Here is a 19,019-nt window from a genome sequence, read left to right as displayed (position 1 = left end):
GAGGCGACTGCTACGTGGCAATGTTCACCTATCGCTACAGCGCCGAAGCCGTGCACACGGCTTCAATTGGCTGCCAGTGAGGTCCTGCCAAAAAGTGTCATGAACAATGGCGCCACAGCGTCTACTACTACTCGATCCAATGGTTCGGGTCCGGTGCGAACGACACCCAGATCATCGTAGGCCGTGGCGAGACCTCGCTGCGAACCCAAGGCACGACCTCACCACCTCCCGCCCCAACACCAAGTGGGTATTCCGCGGAATATCACATGGGCGCCACATCCAGCCCGGACACCTGATCATGTCCCTCGAGCGTCCAGCAGAGGATGACTAACCGGCCAGCGATCAATGCGTCCCTATGGGTTGGCGACCAGCTCCAATTCGAATCCGTCGGAGTTCACCAGATAGGCGGCGTAGTGGTCGGGGCCGCCGGCATACGGATACTTGTCCACGAACAACGGGTTCCAGCCGTGATGTCCGCTATCGCCAGCTAAAGCGTCTACGCTCCCGGCGTTGAAGCCAGATGATTCAGCCCGGGCGCAGTGCGCTGATGCTCGCGGATGCTCAGGTCGGGTGATTCTTCGACAACTATGTAGGTGGGACCTAGCTTCCAGCTGATTCCGCTGCCCCAATTCTGATAATTCTCGTAGCCCAAGATGGAGAGGAGCCATCCCCACTCATCCTTAGCTCGGCTGAGGTTTGGTACCCACAGTTCGATGTGGTGCAGGTCGCCCTTCAAGTCATCGCTCACCTCGTGAGTCTTTCACGCCAACTCCACACAACGATGGCGGGTGGCCCTGAATCAGGCCGTCTTGGTGGTCCTGAATTACGTTGACATAGCAATCGGATCGGGTTGACCCAATTGCCCCGCGCACGCAAACAGCGACTTCGATAGTTCAATCATGCCGTTCATGGTTTGCCCACTGACCTTACTGGAGCTGTTGTGCTGGCTCGGAGCATCACTTCCCCTTCCAGGACACAATCAACGTCCTCCCCGATCGCTATCTCGGCTGCTCGGGCGCCGATTTCCTGGAGCGGGAGTCTCACTGTCGACAGGAGTGGCCAAAAGTCTTGGACTTGAGGAATGTCATCAAAGCCCCCGATGGCATAGTCGCGGGGGCTTTCGCAGCCGGCAGCGCTGAGGGCTGAAATACACCCCATGGCAACCCTGTCGTTGACGGAAAGGACGCCGTGCCTCATCCCGTACTGCTGGTCCCTGATGGTGCGAAGGACTTCCTGTCCGGCCTTGAGACCGCCCGCACGGTTCATCTCGCCGCGGATCACCTTGGCCATCGGAGCACCCGACTCCCTCAGCCCACGGATGAACCCACTAACCCTACGATCGGATTGGCGCACAAGTTCAGGCCCCGCGACAATCGTGAATCTGCTGCAGCCCCGAACTGCCAAGGCAGAGGCCAGTTCGGCTGCGCGTTCCTCCTCCTGGATACGGAGGACAAATTCAGCGCCGGGCGTGTTGGCGAGGATTCCTTCACCTACGGTCACCACGCGTCCCCCGGAACGCGTGTACCTTTCTATTGCCTCCGCCAGGAGCAAGGTCGTTTCATGGAAACCGGGACCATCGCACCTGCTGCCTGCGAGAATGATCCCCTCGACACGCTGGGAAACGAGTGCCTTAAACGCACGCAGCTCGTCGCCGGTGCTTCCGTCGATGCCGGCCAACAGCAACAACGTTCCGTTCCGCGCACTTGCCTCCTGTGCCCCTTTAGCGATTGAGGAAAAATAGGGGTCGCCGATGTCGGGGACGACGAGCCCAAGGAGTCTGGATGTTGACCGGATCACGGCCTGTGCTGTTGCGTTGGGCCGGTAGTCGAGCGTCTCGGCAACAGATCGAACGCGTTCCACAATATCCGGCTTCGACCGTCTATTCCCCGAACCGTTAAGGACCCGTGATGCCGTGGCAACAGATACGCATGCCTGCCGGGCCACGTCAATGAGTGTCGCTGCCACCGCGGTTTTCCCCTCCACCCTCCGCTCGCCGAACGCATCTGGCCAGGTCCCCGCTTAATCGGCTATCTGCCGGCAAGGGCATGCAAAAACGATTATCCGTTCTCACGCCGCAGAGCCGGCCCACATGGCTCATCGAGGAAAACAATGGAGAGCGCAGGATACTCATGGCCGCTCCCACAATTGCTCACCGAGTTCGCTGGAGTGGACCAAACTGACGCTGTATTCCTGAAATTCCACGATGCGCCGCTCACCGTGGTCGTCGGTTGCCCAGAATAGGTCAAATTGAGGCATCAGCTCAGTGACGCGCGCTGAGAAGTAGAGCACGCCCCCTCGACGGGCCTCGATCCGGTCGCCAGACCTTATCCCATCACAGGATTCGATGGCCGGGTGTGAGCCGGTGGCTGCCGCGTCGGCCAGTTCAACAGTGCCGGACCCGGTTGGGATCATGGACGTCATACCCCCACTGCAAGGACTGAAGCCTTGGACTTCCACGGAAAGCGCCGTTCATGGGCTCCTGCAGCAAGGACCTCATCCGCTGCGCCAGGGACACGCAGAACAGCCTCGGTACCCGCGGGGATCACGAGAACGAGATGCAACTCATCCTCACGGATGACCTCCCACCGGACACACACGAGTCCGTGCAGAGTCTCAAGAGTTGTCTTGGCCCAGGTGAGCCCGCCGCCTGGCTGGGGGGCGACCAGGATGCGGCGGTAGCCCGGCTCCAGCGGCGCCAGACCACCGACACAACGGTGCAGCCAGTCCACGACCGCGCCGAGGGCGTAATGGTTGAAGCTCGTCATGTCGCCGGGGTTGATGGTCCCGTCCGGGAGCATCGAGTCCCACCGCTCCCAGATAGTCGTGGCGCCCTTGGTTACCGAGTACAGCCACGACGGGCATTCTGTCTGCAGCAGCAGCAGGTACGCGGTGTCCAAATGCCCTGTGGCAGTGAGGGCATCGGTGACGAACGGGGTGCCGGCGAACCTGGTCGAGATCCGGTGCCCGGCGGCCTCGACGAGTCCGGCCAGCCGGTCACCGGCAAACTCGACGTCGGCCTGGTTCAGGATCCCGAAAACGATTGCAAGGGCGTACACAGTTGTGCAGTCGCTCTTAACCACCCCGCCTTGGACATAGTGCTCGTTGAATGCGGCGCGCAGTCCGTCGGCCATGGCACCGAACTCGGCGGCCGCGGACGCGTCGCCAAGGACCTGGGCAATGCGCGCGAGAAGGTCCGCGGTCCGGTACGCACAGAGCGTGGCGACCACGTGCCGGTCCGCTTTCGCCTCCGCGGGCTGCTCAGGGGCCGCGTCCGGATCCAGCCAGTCACCGAACTGAAACCCCGTGTCCCAGAGCCCGTTCGGCGAGAGCAACTGACCTAAACGCCTGGCGTGGGAAAGCATCGAGGGAAACGCCTCCTCGAGCACCCTCCTGTCACCGTAGGCCTGCCAGAGCGCCCAAGGCACCCACACGGCCGCGTCGCTCCACAAGGCTGTGGTTACCGGATCTGGCAGCTCCGCCGAATGGTTAACGTACTTGAGTACATCCGGGACCACAAAGGGCACAATGCCGTCCTGGTGCTGCTGCTCTAGAGTCAGATCACGCAGCCAGTCGCGTAAGAAGCCCTGGGAGTCGAAGAGAAAGCACGCGCTGGGGGCGAACGCCGCGATGTCCCCGGTCCACCCCAACCGCTCATCGCGCTGCGGACAGTCCGTGGGCACATCAACAAAGTTTCCCCGCATCCCCCACACCGTATTCTCATGCAGCTTGTTCACGAGCCGGTTCGACGTTTCAAACCTACCCGTCCTGCGCAGTTCGGATGAAACTACGACGGCGGTCAGCCCACCATGGGACTGCAACGCCCCGGCACCGCCGGGCCAACCCGCGACCTCGACATACTGGAAGCCGTGGAACGTAAACGACGGCTCGAACACATCCGCCCGGCCCGAAAGCGTGAACCGGTCCGTCGCCTCCGCCGTACGCAGCGGCCGCGTGCCCAGTTCCCCATGGTCCAGAACCTCAGCGTGCCGCAACGTCACCACAGCACCTTCCTGCCCGACAACTTCGGTCCGCACCCACCCGACTACGTTCTGACCAAAGTCCACAAGCACACGGCCCGACGGGGACTCCCAAACCCTCACCGGCTCCAGCTCCATCTGCTTCCGCACCGGCGGACCAACATACGGCTCAAGGCGGGACAGGTCGTCGTCGAGCACAAGCACGCCCACCCACTCAGGTGAGGCGAACCCGGGAGCCAGCCAACCGTCGTCGTACTTCCGGGCATCAATATCCTGCCCGTCATAAAGGTCATTCGAAGTCGTAGCCGACGCCCCCGCGCTCCAGGAGGAATCCGTCCCGAACACCTGCACATGCCCATCCGCGAACCGCACCCGCAACTCCGCGAACCCGGCCAACTCATCCCCGTACAACGCCGACGCGCCAGTCCACGTCAACCTCCCCCGGTACCAGCCATTACCCAGCGCAAGGCCCAGCACCGTCGTCGGCCCCACCAACGCGGTCACATCCAGCTCCGCATACCGGACCCGCCACTCATAAGCCGACCACCCCGGCGTCAGCAAGTCCTCCGAAGCCTTCTTCCCGTTCACCCACGCCTCAACCACACCAAGCGCGGACACGAACAGGGTCGCCGAGAGAACCTCCCCATGTCCCTCCTCAAGGAGGAACTCCCCGCGCAACAGCGGGGCACCACCAAAATCAACATCAGAAGAAACCAGTCGGGCATGCCAGGAAGTCATCATCGTGCTCCATTGCGTTGGAAGGTTACTTTGAATATCTTGACTGCCGTCTATAGGCAGTACCGTCCGGATGGTTGGGAAGCCTGGGGGCACTCAGGCCTGTAGGGCCAGTGTTTCCCTGGTAATCGGGCTGAGTGGGGGCAGCCCAGTGGCGTACCGTTCAAGTTCGGTGAGTACTGCATGTGTCATCCTCCGAGTCTCTGAGCCCATCGAGCCCGCCACATGCGGGGTCAGGACGACGTTCGGAAGGTCATAGAACGGCGATTCCGCAGGCAGGGGTTCGGGGTCGGTGACGTCCAGAATGGCGTCCAGCCGGCCCGTGGCACACGCCCGTTCCAGAGCCGCGGTGTCCACCAGCGACCCGCGGGCAGTGTTGATCAGCGTCGCTCCCGGCCGAAGCAGCGCAAGCTCCGCCGACCCGATCATGTGCCGCGTCTCCGGCAGGGCCGGCGCATGCAACGACAGGACATCCGCACGCGAGAGGGCATCGGCCAGAACTGCCGGTTCGGCGCCCGCCGCCATGACTTCGGCAGGGTCCGCGTACGGGTCCACCACCAAAATCGTGTTACCGGTCTCCAGCCTGCCCAGCAGATCAACAACCCGCCGGCCAATCCGGGAGAAGCCCACTACTACCACCGTGCGTCCGTAGCCGCTCAGCTCGCCGTGCCGGTCACGATACGACACGTCCTGGCGGAACCGGCGGGCGTCCTGCGCGAGGAACGGGACCTTCTTCAACGCCCACAGCACAGCTGCCACCGTGTACTGCGCTACCGGCTCGGCGTTGACACCCGCGGCGGTCGTGACCAGGAGACCACGCTCAAACACCGCCTCACCCACGTGCCCCCGCACGCTTCCGGCCGCATGCAGGACCGCCCGAAGACGCGGGGCAGCATCCAGAACCGCTTTATCAAGCGGCGGGCATCCCCAGGACGTAATCAGCACCTCAACCTCGGCAAGACGGGCACGGACACCAGCCGACCCCAGCTCATCGGTCACCACAGGCGTCCCAACACTGGCAGTTTTATGAAGCCGAGCCAGCTCCGCCGCACCAAACTGCCACCCCACCACATCGTTGCCCATAACCAGCAAGGTCTCAGGCCTATGCTGTCGGGTGCTCAGGTCGCGTTCGTGTAATTCAGGAAAATTCATATGTACCTCCAGTGAAAGGGTGGCCGCGGGTCCAAGCCTCCGGCATTAATCAAGATTGGGGTCGCACGAAAGTGAGAGCCACCGCCCCGGGCTCGCCGGAATGCCCAGGACGCTCACTCCAGATGGGAAGGAAATTGTGCCGAAGCGGTATTCAACGCTGAGCCAAGCGCGTTCCCGAAGACGCTTCGGATCTGCTCCAGATACCCGGTGCCGTGAAGCGTATCCGGTTCAAGGTAGCTACCCTCGGTCCATTCGTTCCACGCGTTGATGGTCACTAATGGAAGCTTGTTGTTTTCCACGAAGTTGCGGACTTTCTCCAATGCGCGTCGGAATTGCTCCGGATTGGCATCCGAGAGGATATTGGTGTGCGGGTAGCCCAGGCTCGGGTCATATACGTCGGACTGGACAGTTCGAGGCGACGGGTCCCAGCCGACTGTGACATTGGGGAAGTACGGTACGTCGTACCGTGCTGAGTTCGTCTCCCAGCCCTTCTCAGCTTGTTCGAGCATCTCAATGTAGGGGGTTTGCAGCTTTTGCATAGGGTAGTGGTGCACCCAGACATAGGACGTCACGCTATCGAAACCAAGGCCGTTGATCAGCCGCGCCTCACTCCAAGCGGACAGGTCCTGCCCGAAAGTGGAGCCTTCCCCTGCAATCGCGTTGAGATGGATCTCAGGATGTCCGGCCCTGGCTGCCCGGTGTCGAAGACCCTGCAGCGCGTCCTTCGTGGGACCAACACCGCCGAGACCTTCCAGAAGTGTGGTCAACGAGTAGATCGAAAGGTACGGCCGGCCATCGAGCCGCAAATATGCTGGATGGCTCAAGTACCGCTCCAAGAGATAGTCTGTCGAAGCTTCGAACTGATCCGCGTCGACACGGCCTGACTCCAGTCTGGTGGCCGGTGTAGCCGTCTTCCACGGATGAATGTTAACCAAGTCGTGATTCGCCCACATGATCGCAAACTTCATATCGTGGGCGCCGGCATTTGGCATGAACGCTTCCTCCAGTGGGCGTTCGAGGAACGGACGATCGGCATACCAATACCAGTCGAAAATGAATGCATCCACGCCGTGCGCCGTTGCCAGGGCGATCTTGCCCTCCATTACTGCAGGGTCGGCCTCATCCTCGTAGCCGTGGAGGGGAACGCGAGGCTGCTGGTGTCCAGCGAAGCGTGGAGTCGCCCGTTTCAGCAACTCCCACTCCGTCCAACCTCTGCCATGCCACTTCTCATTTCGCGGGTCGATGTGGTAGTTGGGAAAGTAATATGCGGCAATAGTCGCATCATTCCCGTTCATGAATGGCCTCCATTGCCGCGTTGATGATGGACGAATAAACCCTCGTCTTTAGGTCAGTATTGTGATGTTATTGAATTTAAATCCAGTCCGCACGGGTGCGGGTTGAGGGAAAGTAGGACAAAATTGACATCCATTCGACGAAAGCCGCGTTATGAGGCGGCGCTCGTGTTCAATCCGGATGGTCTGCCCGTCTGGGCGGACCGCCACAGACTCGACGGCGGCGTTGCTGCGCACGATCACGACTTTTTCGAGATAGCACTGGTCACCCAAGGCAGTGGCCTTCACATTGCGGCCGACGGTGACTATCCGATTCAGCCAGGGAGCGCTGTGATCGTGCCGCCCAACCAGTGGCATGCCTACGGCGAATGCGAGGACCTGGTGGTCTTCGACTGTTTTGTCGCACCGGACCTTATCGACAGCACCTTGTCGTTCCTCGACGCCGAGCTGCCGCTGATGCAGTCGATCAGCACATCGAGCCTGACACTGCCGCAACGCATCCAGTTGGATCCCCACGACCTCAGCCTGGTAATTGCTCAGTTGTACAGCATGAGCGATGTCAGTTCCGGACGGCGCTCACGTATTCAGGTTATTGGGCACCTTTTGATTTACCTGGATATCCTCAACCGTGCCTGGTCTGCAGACCGCGGGACAGGCCGTCGTATCCCCCTCCATCCTGCCGTCTCTGGAGCTGTAAAGATGATGGAGGACGAACCTGGTCACAGTTGGACGCTGGCGGAATTGGCCAACGCGAGTTGCACGGAACGCACGCATCTCGTGCGATTGTTCCAACGCGACCTCGGGGTACCGCCAATCGCGTACTTGAACCGGTTGCGGGCGCAGGCTGCAGCGCGGCTGCTAGTTCAAACCGACGAGCCGATCGCACAGTTGGGGGCACGGCTTGGATGGGATGATGCCAGCTACTTCGCTCAGCGATTCAAGAGTGCGTATGGTCTTAGCCCTTCTGCGTACAGGAAGCGCGCAGTCACAGGTGAAAACCGCTATCACTCCCCTGAGCCCAACCTGCCCACGAGCGGTGCACGTTTTGATTTGGCTTCTGAGGACTGAAGCGGCGAAGCCTGAGCTCCTGATATCAGGAACTGGACCCAGAAAGATCCGTCCCATTCAAAGAAGGCTCGGCTCGACCGAGCGGAGTTCGGACACCGACGAAGACTCACGGGTCACGGTCAGACCGCCGGAGATGATTCGAGTTCTCCGTCCCTGTGCAGGCTCTCGGCCGATCCAGTGATCGGGCCTGGCGGTGTTGGAATGCCGTGTTGTTGATCCGGAGGACTGGTGGTGCGCATGGCATCGCTCGCGGCACGGTCGCGCGGCCCCTCGCGCACTGACGATTGGGCTGGCGGCCTCCGACGCTGCTGGTGAGGGTCTGCCGCTACAGGTGCATTGGCTGCGGGTTTGCTGACAGGACCCTCGTGCGGCTTGTGCCCTGAGCGTGGCAGCTGACGACAACTTTGTCCTACTTTCACCCACTCCATTGCCTAACGGCCCCAACTACAGGCTCTATAGCCTCGTACGTATGACCGATAGCTCACCTTCGCATGACAAGAAGTCCTCATCACCTAGCCCGACTGTCGGCGCCTACTACTTTCCCAATTATCATGTCGATCCCCGAAATGAGGACTGGCATGGAACAGGGTGGACCGAGTGGGAACTGGTAAAGCGCGCCGAGCCACGCTGGGATGGTCATCAGCAACCGCGCATCCCGTTGCGCGGTTATGAGGACGAGGCGGATCCCGCCGTCATGGCGGACAAGATCGCGATGGCCACGACGCACGGTGTGAACGCGTTTCTCTTCGACTGGTACTGGTACAGTGGCCGACCTTACCTGCAGCGCGCTCTTGAGGATGGGTTCATGCCTCGAGCCGAGGCGGGCGGCATCCAGTTCGCATTGATGTGGGCAAACCACGACTGGACCAACATTCACCCCATGAAGCGGGGGACGCCGCAGACAATCCAGGAGCACGGCGGCCTCGATGCCGACCAGTTCCGTGCTGCGACCGACTACATGATCGACCAGTACTTCGGACATCCGAGTTATTTGCATATCGATGGCCGCCCGGTACTGCAAATTTACGACCTTCCTACGTTGGGGCACGGATTGGGCAGCATTGATGCCGCTCGCGCCTCCCTTGACGACTTGCGCAAGCGCGTCGCTAATGCAGGGCTAGGCGATCTCCATCTGAACGCCATCGTGAAGGATGTCACCGTCCTGCCGCAAGAAAGCGCCGGCTTCGACGGGCCGGGCCTGGTCGCCGCCCTTGGCTTCGACAGCGCGACCTCTTATGTGTGGGTTCACCATGTCGAGCTGCCTGAACTCGAGACGCCGTATTCTGCGGTCGCAGAAGAAGCTGCGGATGGTTGGGAAGTTCTCGCGTCGCGCTACAGTGTCCCCTACTATCCCAACGTCACGGTCGGCTGGGACTCGTCGCCCCGCACGGTGCAGTCCGATCTCTTCGACCCGGCCCAAGGCTATCCTCACACCAACACCATCGCCGAGGCCACACCGGCGGAGTTCGGGAAAGCGTTGGAACGAGCCAGCGCCTTCGCCCAGCAATCCGATTCGCCTCTGGTCACCATTAACGCCTGGAACGAGTGGACTGAGGGCACGTACCTTGAGCCCGACACGGTCCATCTCCACGGCCATCTTGAAGAGATACTTCGCGTCTTCGGAGGCCACAAACTCTGAATCCCGTTCGGCGCACCGCCCATTAAACGTGAGTGCAGGGATCCGTTGTTTTGCTACGGGAAGGGTCCGGGCTGCGAGACTTGCAGCCCGGACCCTGTCGCACGAGGCACTCCGTCCTCCTCCGTCACCAGTACCCACTTCACATGGGTGTTTTTGGACTTCCAGGAAGGGTTCGGCTGAACCACCGTACTGCTTGTTGTCCACCTTCAAATGGATGCGATCCATAAGCGAAGCTATGGCGGGGTCGGTCCTGCCCTCAGCAGTGATGTCCTCCAAGGCCACGCCGTCGTGCAGCATAGCAGCGGCCAAAGCGAAAGGCATGCTTAGTTGTGCTGCGACGAGGGATGACACGTCCCGGCCCCCACACATGTCGAAAATGAGGGCGCTGGTATGTACAGTGATCTGCTCGATGGATCGGGGTTCAAGCCTGTGTCCCTTCTTAAGGAGGAGCAAGGCGTCAATGGCAGAATGGGTGCTCCGGCAGGAGGCATAGGGTTTGATCGAAGAGTTTTCGACGAGCCAGTTGTCCCCGAGTCCGATGGATAGTTCGGACTCGTCTGCTGCGGGTCCGCCGTACAGCTTCAAAAAGCTTCCCCAGGGCGCGGAAAAGATGTCTGCTGGTCCTGTGAACCCGGCTCTTGCAAGGAGTGCTGAATTGAGGCCGGCCTCCGCGGCGCGTCCGACATGGAGTCTTTTAGACATGGTGTCGTCACTCATAAACGCCCAGGTGCCTCCGGTGAAGGATCCGGCGAGGCCTATCGCGGAAGTGAGCTGCTGCTCATTCAAATCAAGAACAATGCCTGCTGCGGCTACGGCCGCGAACGTTCCACAGACGCCCGTGGAGTGCCAACCTGCATTATTGACGTGGTCATATCCGCCCAGTGCATTTTGTACGCGCCTGCCCAGCTCGTAGCCTGCGATGACGGCGAGGACCAGCCGCTCCCCTGTTACGGGCACCTCGGCCAATTCGGCGGGGACGACGACGGCTCCGGAGTGGTCGCAGCCGCCTGAGTCATCCAGCTCGAATGCATGGGCTGCTATGCCGTTGATGAAGGCTGCCTGCAGCGGGGGGCGGACGCGGGGGTACCCCGAGGGGAACACCGGAACCGCCCTGCGCTACCTGCCCCGTCGGGGCCAAGGCCAACCGGCTGACTTCAGCCTCAAGGGACGCAGAACCGGCAATCCCGGCCCCCAGGGTGTCTAGTAGGTGCAACTTTGCCCGGTGTTGGGCGGAAGTCGGTATATCGCTCAGGTCCAGGCTGGTAACGAACTTCGAGAACGTCTGAGACGCAGTCGCCTGTGTGGTTTCCATGGTCACCTATCTGGTGTTGTAATTCTGATGTTCAGAAAGGGTCAACGCGTGGAAGATCTCTGCGGGGTGAGCGGGGCTGTTTTCAAGGTCTAGCGAGCTCCACCAACTTGCCACCTCGCTGCCAGTGGCGATCCAAACATCGTCGTACGCGGTCACGTAGTCCATGAACTCCCGCAGCAGCCCGATGCGGCCGGGAGTGGCAATTATTTCCGGGTGGACGGTCAGGACGAAGCAAAGACCTTCTGTCCGGTATGCATCAAACTCCAGAGTCCAGTTACGCAAAACCTCGCGAGTAGAAGCGATGCGTGGACTTCCCTTAGGAAGGGGGGTCCAGATTGAAGACAAAATAGGGATAATCGTCGAGTTCGTGATGTCTGCTCAATTCCACAAGGGCACTTGCTTCCGCTGCGTGAAAGTGGGGGATGTCATCACCATGCCACGACGAGGACCAGCTAAACCCTGCTTCAACCAGGGCAGACGGCAGTCCCCGGGCATATGAACAGCGGCCAGCGCGGAACCCCGTGGGCTTCACCCCTAAAACGGACTCGAACGAATCCTGGGACTTCGCCACCGATTCAACTTGCTCGTCCAAGGTCATGGCCGACAGGTTTTCCAGCGCCCAGCCCATATTCGCTATCTCGTGTCCCGCAGGGGCCACTGCCTCAACCTGACGAGGATAGCGCAGAAGGTTCGAAGCCGGGATAAACCAGCTGGCACGAGTCTGGGTGCGGCCTAGTTCTTCGAGCAGCCCATCCACTCCCCTGGTACCGCCGTACTGACCAACGGAAAGGCTTTTCGCCCGGTCTACAGCGTCGGGTGCTTCTGCAAGAATAGCCAGTTCAGCTTCGAAGGCCACCGTCAGTACAAAGGCGCAGGTTTTACCGGTGGGCCAGCGGGGTCCGGATTCTGTGGTCATTGCTTGACTGCCATGTTGTTTTGGCGCCACCAGGTACTGACTTCGTTGCACGTGGCAAACCAGACCCCGTCAGCTTCCTGCATGTGGGTGATCCAACGATCAAGTAGTACCGCCCGGCCCATCCCGGTGAGCATTATCTTTCCTGCGGCCGAGCTATTTTTTCGCCTGGGGGTCAGCGTCCATTGATGGTGGTGAGACGAAAATAAGGGCGGACCCTACCGCCTCGGATTCATTGCGGAGCCGGTGGGGAACCGATGAACGGAATTCCACTGTGTCCCCCGTTCCCAGTACGTACGTATCTTCGCCAAGATCCATTAGCAACTCGCCACTCAGAATGAACACGATTTCATCCGAGTCCCCGTGCGTATAGGGGGCGTCACCGGTGCTGTGACCTGGGTCAAGGGTGGAACGGTAGGCTTCCATGGTTCGGTGCATTGGCGTCGTAAGAAGTAATTTTGAATGCCCCGGTTCCAGATGAAGTTCTGGATGCTCATGGGAGCGTGTTACGTGTCCCTCGGGGCTATCTCCTTCGAAAAATTGGGGCAAACTCATGCCAAGGGCCCTAGTCAATTTCACCAGTGTCGCCAGACTTGCTCCACTTTCACCGCGCTCAAACTGACTGATAAAGCTGGCCGTAGTTCCTGATAGGCGCGCAAGTTCGCGAAGGCTCAAACCGCGGAGGCGGCGTATCTCCCGGATCCTTGTGCCGGTGCCGGCGTGCGACTGGCTGCTAACGTCCGTCACAGAAATCTCCTGTCAAATAGCTTGGATTCATCGCGTGATGGACGCCCCGATTCAAAACGAAAGCCTGGGGCTCAAACAGAAACACTTATATACACTTTTCGCAGGGTTTCCTCAATGTGCCACTCGCCCGAAAAACCATCCGGTATGACGACCATATCGCCAGCTGAATGAGACGAGGTGTGGCCCTCATCTGAAACCAAGACGCCGGATCCTGAAAGAATATACACGATTTCGTCTGCGCCCTCTCGGGAGGTCCTAAAGACCCCGGGCGTGCACTCCCAGATCCCCGCGCGTACCCGAGAATCAGCTTTTTCCCATACTTCCCGGGTGACATCACAGGGGCTGCCCGCTGTCGTCGTCGGCTTGGCCAGCTTGACTCCAAGTGAGAGATCACCGGCACCCTTACAAATAAGAACTGTTTCCACGGCCCCGACCTTCAGTTATGTTCCAAGCTTCCCTGGGACAGCTATGTTCCAAGCTTCCCTGGGAAGCGGGAATCTACGTTACTACCTACTGTATGCATGCTTAGTGGCTCTTGACAAGTCATCAACCTCCACTGTACAAATAGTACAGCGGTAGTGAGGCGGGTCACTCTAGGTCCTGATAACGAGGCCCACTCCACGTGGGGCCCAGAAAATCTTCCTGATGCTTCTGCGCCTATGAAATAGCAAACGGTCCGTGCTTTGGCTGTAACAGACAAGAAGGAAACCCAATGGCAAAACATATGTCCCGTCTCACCCCTCTCGCCGCGTTCGGTCTGGCTACGACGATGGCTCTTAGCGCCTGTTCTGGAAGCGCGCCGACCCCAGCGGCCTCGAGGGACCTAGGTACACCTGTGGCGGGCAAGATCAAGCCTGGAAGCCTGAAGGGAACGACACTGACTTTCGCCTCGTCTGGGGGGATCTTTCAGGATGGTCAAATGAAGTCAGTCTGGAATCCGTTCGCAGAAGAATCCGGGGCGACCATGCAACAGGATGCTTTCGACCCGGCTAAGACTAAGGCCATGGTGGAGTCCGGCCAGGTAAGTTGGGACATCGTGAACGCCGCAAGCATCCAGGGCACCATGGAGTGTGGAACGACTTACCAGAAGTTGGACAAGACCCAGATTGATTTTTCCAAAATACCCAAGGGGCTGGTAGCTGACGACTGTTCGGTGCCGAGCATTTTATACGGTGACATTCTGGTGTACAACACAGCTCTTTTCGGCGCCAATCCTCCCACCAGTTTCGCCGACTTCTTCGACACCAAGAAATACCCCGGGAAGCGAGGAGTGAATATGACGACCCATGTTGAGCCCGAAATTTTGGAGATAGCCCTTCAGGCAGACGGCGTCGATCCCTCCAAGCTAGCTCCCGCGCACATCAACCAGGCTGTAAACAAATACAAGTCACTCGGGAACAACCTCGTGGGCTGGACTTCCGGAGCCCAGGCGCAGCAGCAGCTCGAAAGCGGAGAAGTGGCCATGAGCATCGTCTGGAGCGGACGCGGATTCGGCGCCGCGAAGGCCGGCGCTCCGGTGGCTCCGATGTGGAATCAATGGAAGATCATGACAGACTCGCTCCTCGTTCCCACCGGGGTGAAGGACCCTCAGGCGGCATTCGCTGCCCTCAATTACTTTCTTGGTTCAGAACAGCAAGCAAAGTCTACCGAAGCAACCTCATATGCGCCCGTCAACATCGATGCCAAACCCAATGTTTCCGAACAGACCGCTAAATGGTTGGTGACTTCGAAACTTGATTCTGGTACACCCAGGAATGCGAAGTTCTGGCGGGAAAATTTTGATGCAATGACGAAGGCATGGGGGGATTGGGTCACAGGAAATTAATCACCCATCTCCGGTGCTGTTACGCGGCCAAATAACTTTTGCATCACCAGGTAGAAGGAGTCAGGATGTCAATCGACACAAACCTGGACACCCCCCAGCAAGAATCGAACGCTCAACGGAGAACTGTTCGAAGTCGTTTTGGAAAGCTCCGCAATTGGACGGTTCTACTGCTAGTTCCCGGGATAGTTCTCATCATCGGTTTCTTTGGCCTCCCACTGGGGGACGTCATCATTCGAAGCCTCAGTGATCCAGTGTGGGGTATTCAAAACTTCCAGTGGCTGGCGCTCAGCGAAACAAATATCGCAGTAGCCGGGCGAACGTTCGGGACAGCGTTCCTTGTGACCGTGATCTGCCTTCTGCTTTCATATCCCTACGCCTACCTCATGACCATCTGCTCGGAGCGGACGCGTCGGCTGCTGACAATTTTCGTCATGATGCCGCTCTGGACTAGCATCCTCGTCCGCACCCTCGCCTGGATGGTACTTCTGCAGGATTCCGGACCGATAAATGACCTCCTGGAGTATATCGGAGTGGGAAGGCTACCATTGATTCGGACAACCCTGGGCGTCGCTCTTGGCATGACGCAGGTCCTTATGCCATTCATGGTATTGCCGCTTTACTCTGCAATGGCCAAGATCGACACCCGACTGCTGCCGGCAGCCAGGAGCCTTGGGGCAACACCCATGACAGTATTCCGCACCGTATATCTGCCGCTATCAAAACCAGGAATCGTCGCAGGCTCAACCACTGTATTCATTCTTGGGCTGGGATTCTACATCATTCCATCGCTCTTGGGGTCTCCGAGGGAATCTATGATGGCAACGCTCATTCAGCAGCAAATCGGCGGCTTCCTTCAGTGGGGCCACGGCGCGGCAATGGGGATCGCACTTTTGGTGGTGACGGTGGCAACACTGACTGTGGCGACCAGGCTTGCCAAGGGCGCCAGCATAGTGCCAGGAGTGCAGCGATGAAATTAAAAGCAATCCTTGGCGTCTTGGCCGTTTTTATCGTCCTCTGGCTCACGCTTCCTACACTTGTCATTATTCCAATTTCATTCAACTCAGCGCCCTCATTTGACTTTCCGCCGAAGGATTTTTCCCTGCGCTGGTACGAAAACTTCTTTACTGATCCTGCGTGGCTGCGCTCTCTGGGCGTTACTGTCCAGGTTGCCCTTCTGACCACTTTTGTGGCCACAATCTCTGGTGTTGCTGCTGCCTTGGGACTCTCAAAAGTGAATTTCCGGGGCAAGTCGATTATTGAGAACCTATTCCTGGCGCCACTGATCGTACCGGGCATCGTGCTTGCCATCGGCATGTACTCCATTTTCCTGCGGTTTGGCATGCTGGGCACGCTTTTTGGGTTTGTTGCCGCGCATACCGTCCTAGCCCTTCCGCTAGTGATCATGAACGTCGCAGCAAGCCTGCAGGGTATGGATCCAAAACTTCAGCATGCATCTGCGAGCCTTGGCGCTCCTCCAATCACGACCTTTTTTAGGGTGACGCTTCCACTTATTGCCCCGGGAGTATCCGCCGGCGCCCTCTTCGCATTCGTTACGTCATTTGATGAGGTAATCCTGTCGCTCTTTATCCAGACCCCTGCCCTGCAAACGCTGCCGGTCAAGATTTACAGAAGCGTCACGCAGGACACGGATCCCACCGTAGCTGCCGTAGCTGTCATCATGATGACAATTTCCATCATCCTGATCCTTGCCACACAGTTTTTTTCGAGGAGAAAGAAAGCCCGCTCATGATCCATGCATCGCAAGGCACCGCTAGTAAAATAGGCATTGAACACGATCGGGCGCCCCTTGGTACGGATGCGCCGAAAGGCTCTGGTATTCGACTTCGTGGTGTTAGTAAACGCTATGGCGGGACGACAGTCGTCGATAACATAAATTTGACCATCGAACCGGGCGAATTTATGACACTTCTTGGCCCCAGCGGCTCAGGAAAGACGACCACACTCAACATGATTGCCGGCTTTACGGAGATCACGGAAGGCGAGCTTTTAATTCATGGAAGGCCAATAACTAACGTTCCTGCGCACAAGCGGGAACTTGGGGTGGTATTCCAAAATTACGCACTGTTCCCGCACATGACCGTAAGAGAGAATATCGAATACCCTCTCAAGCGGCGCCGCATCGACAAGCCGAGACGCCAAAGCATGGTGCGTAAAGCACTGGAGATGGTCCGCATGGAAGATTTTTCCGATCGCTTCCCCTCGGAACTGTCAGGCGGACAGCAGCAGCGCATAGCGCTGGCGCGGGCTCTAGTCTTTGGGCCCAATGTTCTTCTTATGGATGAACCGTTGGGTGCGCTTGATAAGAAGCTCCGTGAGTGGCTCCAAAGTGAAATAAAGAGAATCCACCGCGAAGTAGGTACTACATTTGTCTTCGTAACGCACGACCAAGAGGAAGCACTCTCAATGAGTGATCGAATCGCCGTCTTCAACAATGGAAAAATCGAACAGGTAGGCACAGCAGTCGAGCTATACGAAAGCCCTGCGACGCTCTTTGTCGGCCAATTCCTGGGTGAGTCAACAATCCTCGAGGGAACGGTCCAAGCCGATCACCACGGCAACAGCGTGATCGAATTTGCTGGACATAAGTTGATAGCCCGTGGAGAAACAAGCTCTAAACGAGCCACGATCCTGATCCGTCCTGAGAATCTCCAACTGCTGCAGGCGTCAGACAGCCGCGAGTCGCCATCCGGGCACAACGCCATCCCGGCGACAGTCAGCACCGCCACATACCTGGGGTCAGGATGGCGCTACGAAGTTTCCCTTCCCGGTGGCATAACCGGAGTAGTTCGCACGGCACACGATACGCACCGATTCGCTCCAGGACAAGGAGCGATCATGGCTTGGAGAATCACCGCCGGGGTGCTCCTGCCGGTCCATGACCAGAACACTAATCCCGCCTGACTTCCCAGAGAAGGAACAAATTGATGAAAACCATAATTATAGGAGCAGGGTTGTCGGGTCTCACGGCGGCCTGGGAACTTGAAAAACTCGGGCATGAAGTGGTGGTTTTGGAAAGCCGTGACCGCGTTGGAGGACGTGCTTGGTCGCAGCAACTTGACAACGGCCAGGTCATGGAACGCGGCGGGGAGTACATCTACCCCGACGATTTCGAAATACGAAAACTCGCCTGCGAAGTGGGCATACCAGTGCTCACCCACAACGTTCGCTTTGCCCGTCGAACGGTCGGCAACTCACATATGGCGTTTGCCGAGCTAGGTGAACTGACGAATCTCCTAAAGCAGCGGCTTCACGAAATGACTTCCGACCACCTCCACGACGTGTCGATAGATTTTCTATACGCTGAAGCACTAGGTAAGACTTACCGCACGCACCCGCTCTACCTCCGACACGCGACCTCCATTTCCGCCCCTCCAGAGCTAGTTAGCGCCCAAGCGGTCTTTCACCGTCTGGACGGGGTCCATAGTTACATCGAGGACGGCGGACGCTTCATTAATGGCAACCAGTCCCTGCCCACTGAGTTGGCCAGCAGGCTCGCGGGTCCGGTGCGGCTTGAATCCCCGGTCGCCGCCATCGACCAATCCCTGCGTGGTGTACAAGTCCGTCTCGCCGACGGTAGCACCGTTGACGGCGATTTCGCCGTAGTCTCGGTGCCCCTGCCGATACTTCGGGAGATGGAATTTGGCTTCGAACTAACACCCGCGCAAGTACTGGCGCTTGACCACCGGTTCATGGGGGTCGCCGCGAAGATCGCCATACCCGTGAGCAACACTGATGGCGACACCGCCCTCCAGAATCCCCAGCAAACATGGTGGACCTGGAGGTCTATGTCCCGGGACGGTGAAACCCGTATTCCTGCCCTTGCCGGGTTTGCCGGCGGCCCCACGGCCCTCAGTGCACTCGACACCGGAAACGGACCGGACGGATGGATTAAAGCGGTGACGGCAATGCGACCAGAAATGGTTATTGACGGCGACCCGCTCCTCACTGACTGGACCCGTGAGGCATGGACCCGCGGCTCCTATTCCGCTCCCTCGCTGGGCTGGACCCCAGATGACACGGCCGCCTTTGACACAGCGGCCGGCCGCGTCGCGATCGCAGGAGAACACACAGGGATGGCGCAGACACTCAACGGTGCAGTGGTGTCCGGAATCCGGGCGGTGACCGCGCTGAGCAGGTTAGCAACCTAGCGCCTCCACTGGGTGCGGGGACACCCCTCCGAATACGGTTAGCCCGCTAGCCAAACCCCCGGAAACGAGGGGCTAAGACTTTAGGTCTGCAGACCCCAAGACCCTTACTCCGTCGCGGGTCAATCACCTCCAACGGACCAATCCGCAATCAACGTCAAGGCCAGCTTTCGAAACGAAGCCGCGGAGACAT

At 59.0% G+C, this 19,019-nt stretch carries 18 protein-coding genes and 1 pseudogene; 9 read left to right on the top strand and 10 right to left on the bottom strand.

The features are described from left to right. Positions 1-496: 496 nt before the first annotated feature. From LDN75_RS24265 to LDN75_RS10870, 6 genes are all read right to left on the bottom strand, one after another. Positions 497-748: a hypothetical protein gene (locus tag LDN75_RS24265; protein ID WP_346347167.1), complete on the bottom strand. Its 252-nt coding sequence runs from the start codon at positions 746-748 to the stop codon at positions 497-499. A gap of 158 nt (positions 749-906) precedes the next feature. Continuing rightward, positions 907-1,860, bottom strand: coding sequence for a LacI family DNA-binding transcriptional regulator (locus LDN75_RS10890; RefSeq protein WP_263422365.1), 954 nt, complete (start codon positions 1,858-1,860; stop codon positions 907-909). A 267-nt stretch (positions 1,861-2,127) separates the two neighbouring features. Next, positions 2,128-2,421 (bottom strand): hypothetical protein, encoded by a 294-nt coding sequence (locus LDN75_RS10885; RefSeq protein WP_223937283.1) that lies wholly within the window; start codon positions 2,419-2,421, stop codon positions 2,128-2,130. Continuing rightward, on the bottom strand, positions 2,418-4,718 hold the full coding sequence (locus LDN75_RS10880; RefSeq protein WP_346347166.1) for a family 78 glycoside hydrolase catalytic domain: 2,301 nt from the start codon (positions 4,716-4,718) through the stop codon (positions 2,418-2,420). Before LDN75_RS10880 ends, LDN75_RS10885 begins: the two co-directional genes overlap by 4 nt. Before the next feature lie 90 nt (positions 4,719-4,808). Beyond that, positions 4,809-5,864 carry a hydroxyacid dehydrogenase gene (locus tag LDN75_RS10875; RefSeq protein ID WP_223937282.1) on the bottom strand — a complete coding sequence of 352 codons (1,056 nt, stop codon included), beginning with the start codon at positions 5,862-5,864 and terminating at the stop codon, positions 4,809-4,811. Between the two features lie 113 nt (positions 5,865-5,977). Then, the gene (locus LDN75_RS10870) at positions 5,978-7,159 is read right to left on the bottom strand and encodes a glycoside hydrolase family 99-like domain-containing protein (RefSeq protein ID WP_223937281.1); all 1,182 of its coding nucleotides are present in this window, start codon (positions 7,157-7,159) and stop codon (positions 5,978-5,980) included. A gap of 165 nt (positions 7,160-7,324) precedes the next feature. Here LDN75_RS10870 and LDN75_RS10865 point away from each other — a divergent pair, with 165 nt between their 5' ends. From LDN75_RS10865 to LDN75_RS24155, 4 genes and pseudogenes are all read left to right on the top strand, one after another. Further along, complete coding sequence (locus LDN75_RS10865) at positions 7,325-8,224, top strand: AraC family transcriptional regulator (RefSeq protein ID WP_223937280.1); 900 nt, start codon at positions 7,325-7,327, stop codon at positions 8,222-8,224. 193 nt (positions 8,225-8,417) lie between these two features. Continuing rightward, positions 8,418-8,571, top strand: a pseudogene (locus LDN75_RS10860) (ISL3 family transposase); the annotation flags it as partial. Positions 8,572-8,693: 122 nt separating this feature from the next. Beyond that, positions 8,694-9,863 (top strand): glycoside hydrolase family 99-like domain-containing protein, encoded by a 1,170-nt coding sequence (locus tag LDN75_RS10855; protein ID WP_223937279.1) that lies wholly within the window; start codon positions 8,694-8,696, stop codon positions 9,861-9,863. Positions 9,864-10,547: 684 nt separating this feature from the next. Beyond that, positions 10,548-10,874 carry a hypothetical protein gene (locus LDN75_RS24155; protein WP_263422364.1) on the top strand — a complete coding sequence of 109 codons (327 nt, stop codon included), beginning with the start codon at positions 10,548-10,550 and terminating at the stop codon, positions 10,872-10,874. Between the two features lie 307 nt (positions 10,875-11,181). Here LDN75_RS24155 and LDN75_RS10845 read toward each other — a convergent pair whose 3' ends face one another. From LDN75_RS10845 to LDN75_RS10825, 4 genes are all read right to left on the bottom strand, one after another. Next, entirely contained in the window at positions 11,182-11,457 is a 276-nt protein-coding gene (locus LDN75_RS10845) for a hypothetical protein (protein WP_223937278.1), read from the bottom strand. 34 nt (positions 11,458-11,491) lie between these two features. Beyond that, positions 11,492-12,091, bottom strand: a complete 600-nt coding sequence (locus LDN75_RS10840; RefSeq protein ID WP_223937277.1) for a polysaccharide deacetylase family protein — start codon at positions 12,089-12,091, stop codon at positions 11,492-11,494. Positions 12,092-12,244: 153 nt separating this feature from the next. Then, positions 12,245-12,514, bottom strand: a complete 270-nt coding sequence (locus LDN75_RS10835; RefSeq protein ID WP_223937549.1) for a cupin domain-containing protein — start codon at positions 12,512-12,514, stop codon at positions 12,245-12,247. Between the two features lie 392 nt (positions 12,515-12,906). Then, a complete protein-coding gene (locus tag LDN75_RS10825) occupies positions 12,907-13,260 on the bottom strand; it encodes a cupin domain-containing protein (RefSeq protein ID WP_223937276.1) in 354 nt (117 codons plus the stop codon). A 410-nt stretch (positions 13,261-13,670) separates the two neighbouring features. Between LDN75_RS10825 and LDN75_RS10820 the strand changes: the two genes are divergently transcribed. The 5 genes from LDN75_RS10820 to LDN75_RS10800 all read left to right on the top strand — a co-directional run bounded on the left by LDN75_RS10820 (position 13,671) and on the right by LDN75_RS10800 (position 18,829). After that, entirely contained in the window at positions 13,671-14,660 is a 990-nt protein-coding gene (locus LDN75_RS10820) for an extracellular solute-binding protein (protein ID WP_223937275.1), read from the top strand. Between the two features lie 65 nt (positions 14,661-14,725). Continuing rightward, positions 14,726-15,631 carry an ABC transporter permease gene (locus tag LDN75_RS10815; RefSeq protein ID WP_223937274.1) on the top strand — a complete coding sequence of 302 codons (906 nt, stop codon included), beginning with the start codon at positions 14,726-14,728 and terminating at the stop codon, positions 15,629-15,631. Further along, positions 15,628-16,410, top strand: coding sequence for an ABC transporter permease (locus LDN75_RS10810; protein WP_223937273.1), 783 nt, complete (start codon positions 15,628-15,630; stop codon positions 16,408-16,410). The genes LDN75_RS10815 and LDN75_RS10810 overlap by 4 nt, the downstream gene beginning before the upstream one ends. Then, on the top strand, positions 16,407-17,582 hold the full coding sequence (locus tag LDN75_RS10805; protein WP_223937272.1) for an ABC transporter ATP-binding protein: 1,176 nt from the start codon (positions 16,407-16,409) through the stop codon (positions 17,580-17,582). The genes LDN75_RS10810 and LDN75_RS10805 overlap by 4 nt, the downstream gene beginning before the upstream one ends. Before the next feature lie 23 nt (positions 17,583-17,605). Continuing rightward, positions 17,606-18,829: an NAD(P)/FAD-dependent oxidoreductase gene (locus LDN75_RS10800; RefSeq protein ID WP_275959812.1), complete on the top strand. Its 1,224-nt coding sequence runs from the start codon at positions 17,606-17,608 to the stop codon at positions 18,827-18,829. Positions 18,830-19,019 lie beyond the last annotated feature (190 nt).

It is taken from the genome of Arthrobacter sp. StoSoilB5, assembly GCF_019977235.1.
In the GTDB taxonomy this organism is placed as follows: domain Bacteria; phylum Actinomycetota; class Actinomycetes; order Actinomycetales; family Micrococcaceae; genus Arthrobacter.
This window is presented reverse-complemented; position numbering and strand designations above follow the sequence as displayed.

Coding starts and splice junctions, on each gene's coding strand:
- LDN75_RS10875 (WP_223937282.1), bottom strand. CDS start 5,864: ATGAATTTTCCTGAATTACACGAACGCGACCTGAGCACCCGACAGCAT.
- LDN75_RS10810 (WP_223937273.1), top strand. CDS start 15,628: ATGAAATTAAAAGCAATCCTTGGCGTCTTGGCCGTTTTTATCGTCCTC.
- LDN75_RS10880 (WP_346347166.1), bottom strand. CDS start 4,718: ATGATGACTTCCTGGCATGCCCGACTGGTTTCTTCTGATGTTGATTTT.
- LDN75_RS24155 (WP_263422364.1), top strand. CDS start 10,548: ATGGAGTCTTTTAGACATGGTGTCGTCACTCATAAACGCCCAGGTGCC.
- LDN75_RS10835 (WP_223937549.1), bottom strand. CDS start 12,514: ATGGAAGCCTACCGTTCCACCCTTGACCCAGGTCACAGCACCGGTGAC.
- LDN75_RS10800 (WP_275959812.1), top strand. CDS start 17,606: ATGAAAACCATAATTATAGGAGCAGGGTTGTCGGGTCTCACGGCGGCC.
- LDN75_RS10815 (WP_223937274.1), top strand. CDS start 14,726: ATGTCAATCGACACAAACCTGGACACCCCCCAGCAAGAATCGAACGCT.
- LDN75_RS10870 (WP_223937281.1), bottom strand. CDS start 7,159: ATGAACGGGAATGATGCGACTATTGCCGCATATTACTTTCCCAACTAC.
- LDN75_RS10805 (WP_223937272.1), top strand. CDS start 16,407: ATGATCCATGCATCGCAAGGCACCGCTAGTAAAATAGGCATTGAACAC.
- LDN75_RS10885 (WP_223937283.1), bottom strand. CDS start 2,421: ATGACGTCCATGATCCCAACCGGGTCCGGCACTGTTGAACTGGCCGAC.
- LDN75_RS10855 (WP_223937279.1), top strand. CDS start 8,694: ATGACCGATAGCTCACCTTCGCATGACAAGAAGTCCTCATCACCTAGC.
- LDN75_RS10840 (WP_223937277.1), bottom strand. CDS start 12,091: ATGACCACAGAATCCGGACCCCGCTGGCCCACCGGTAAAACCTGCGCC.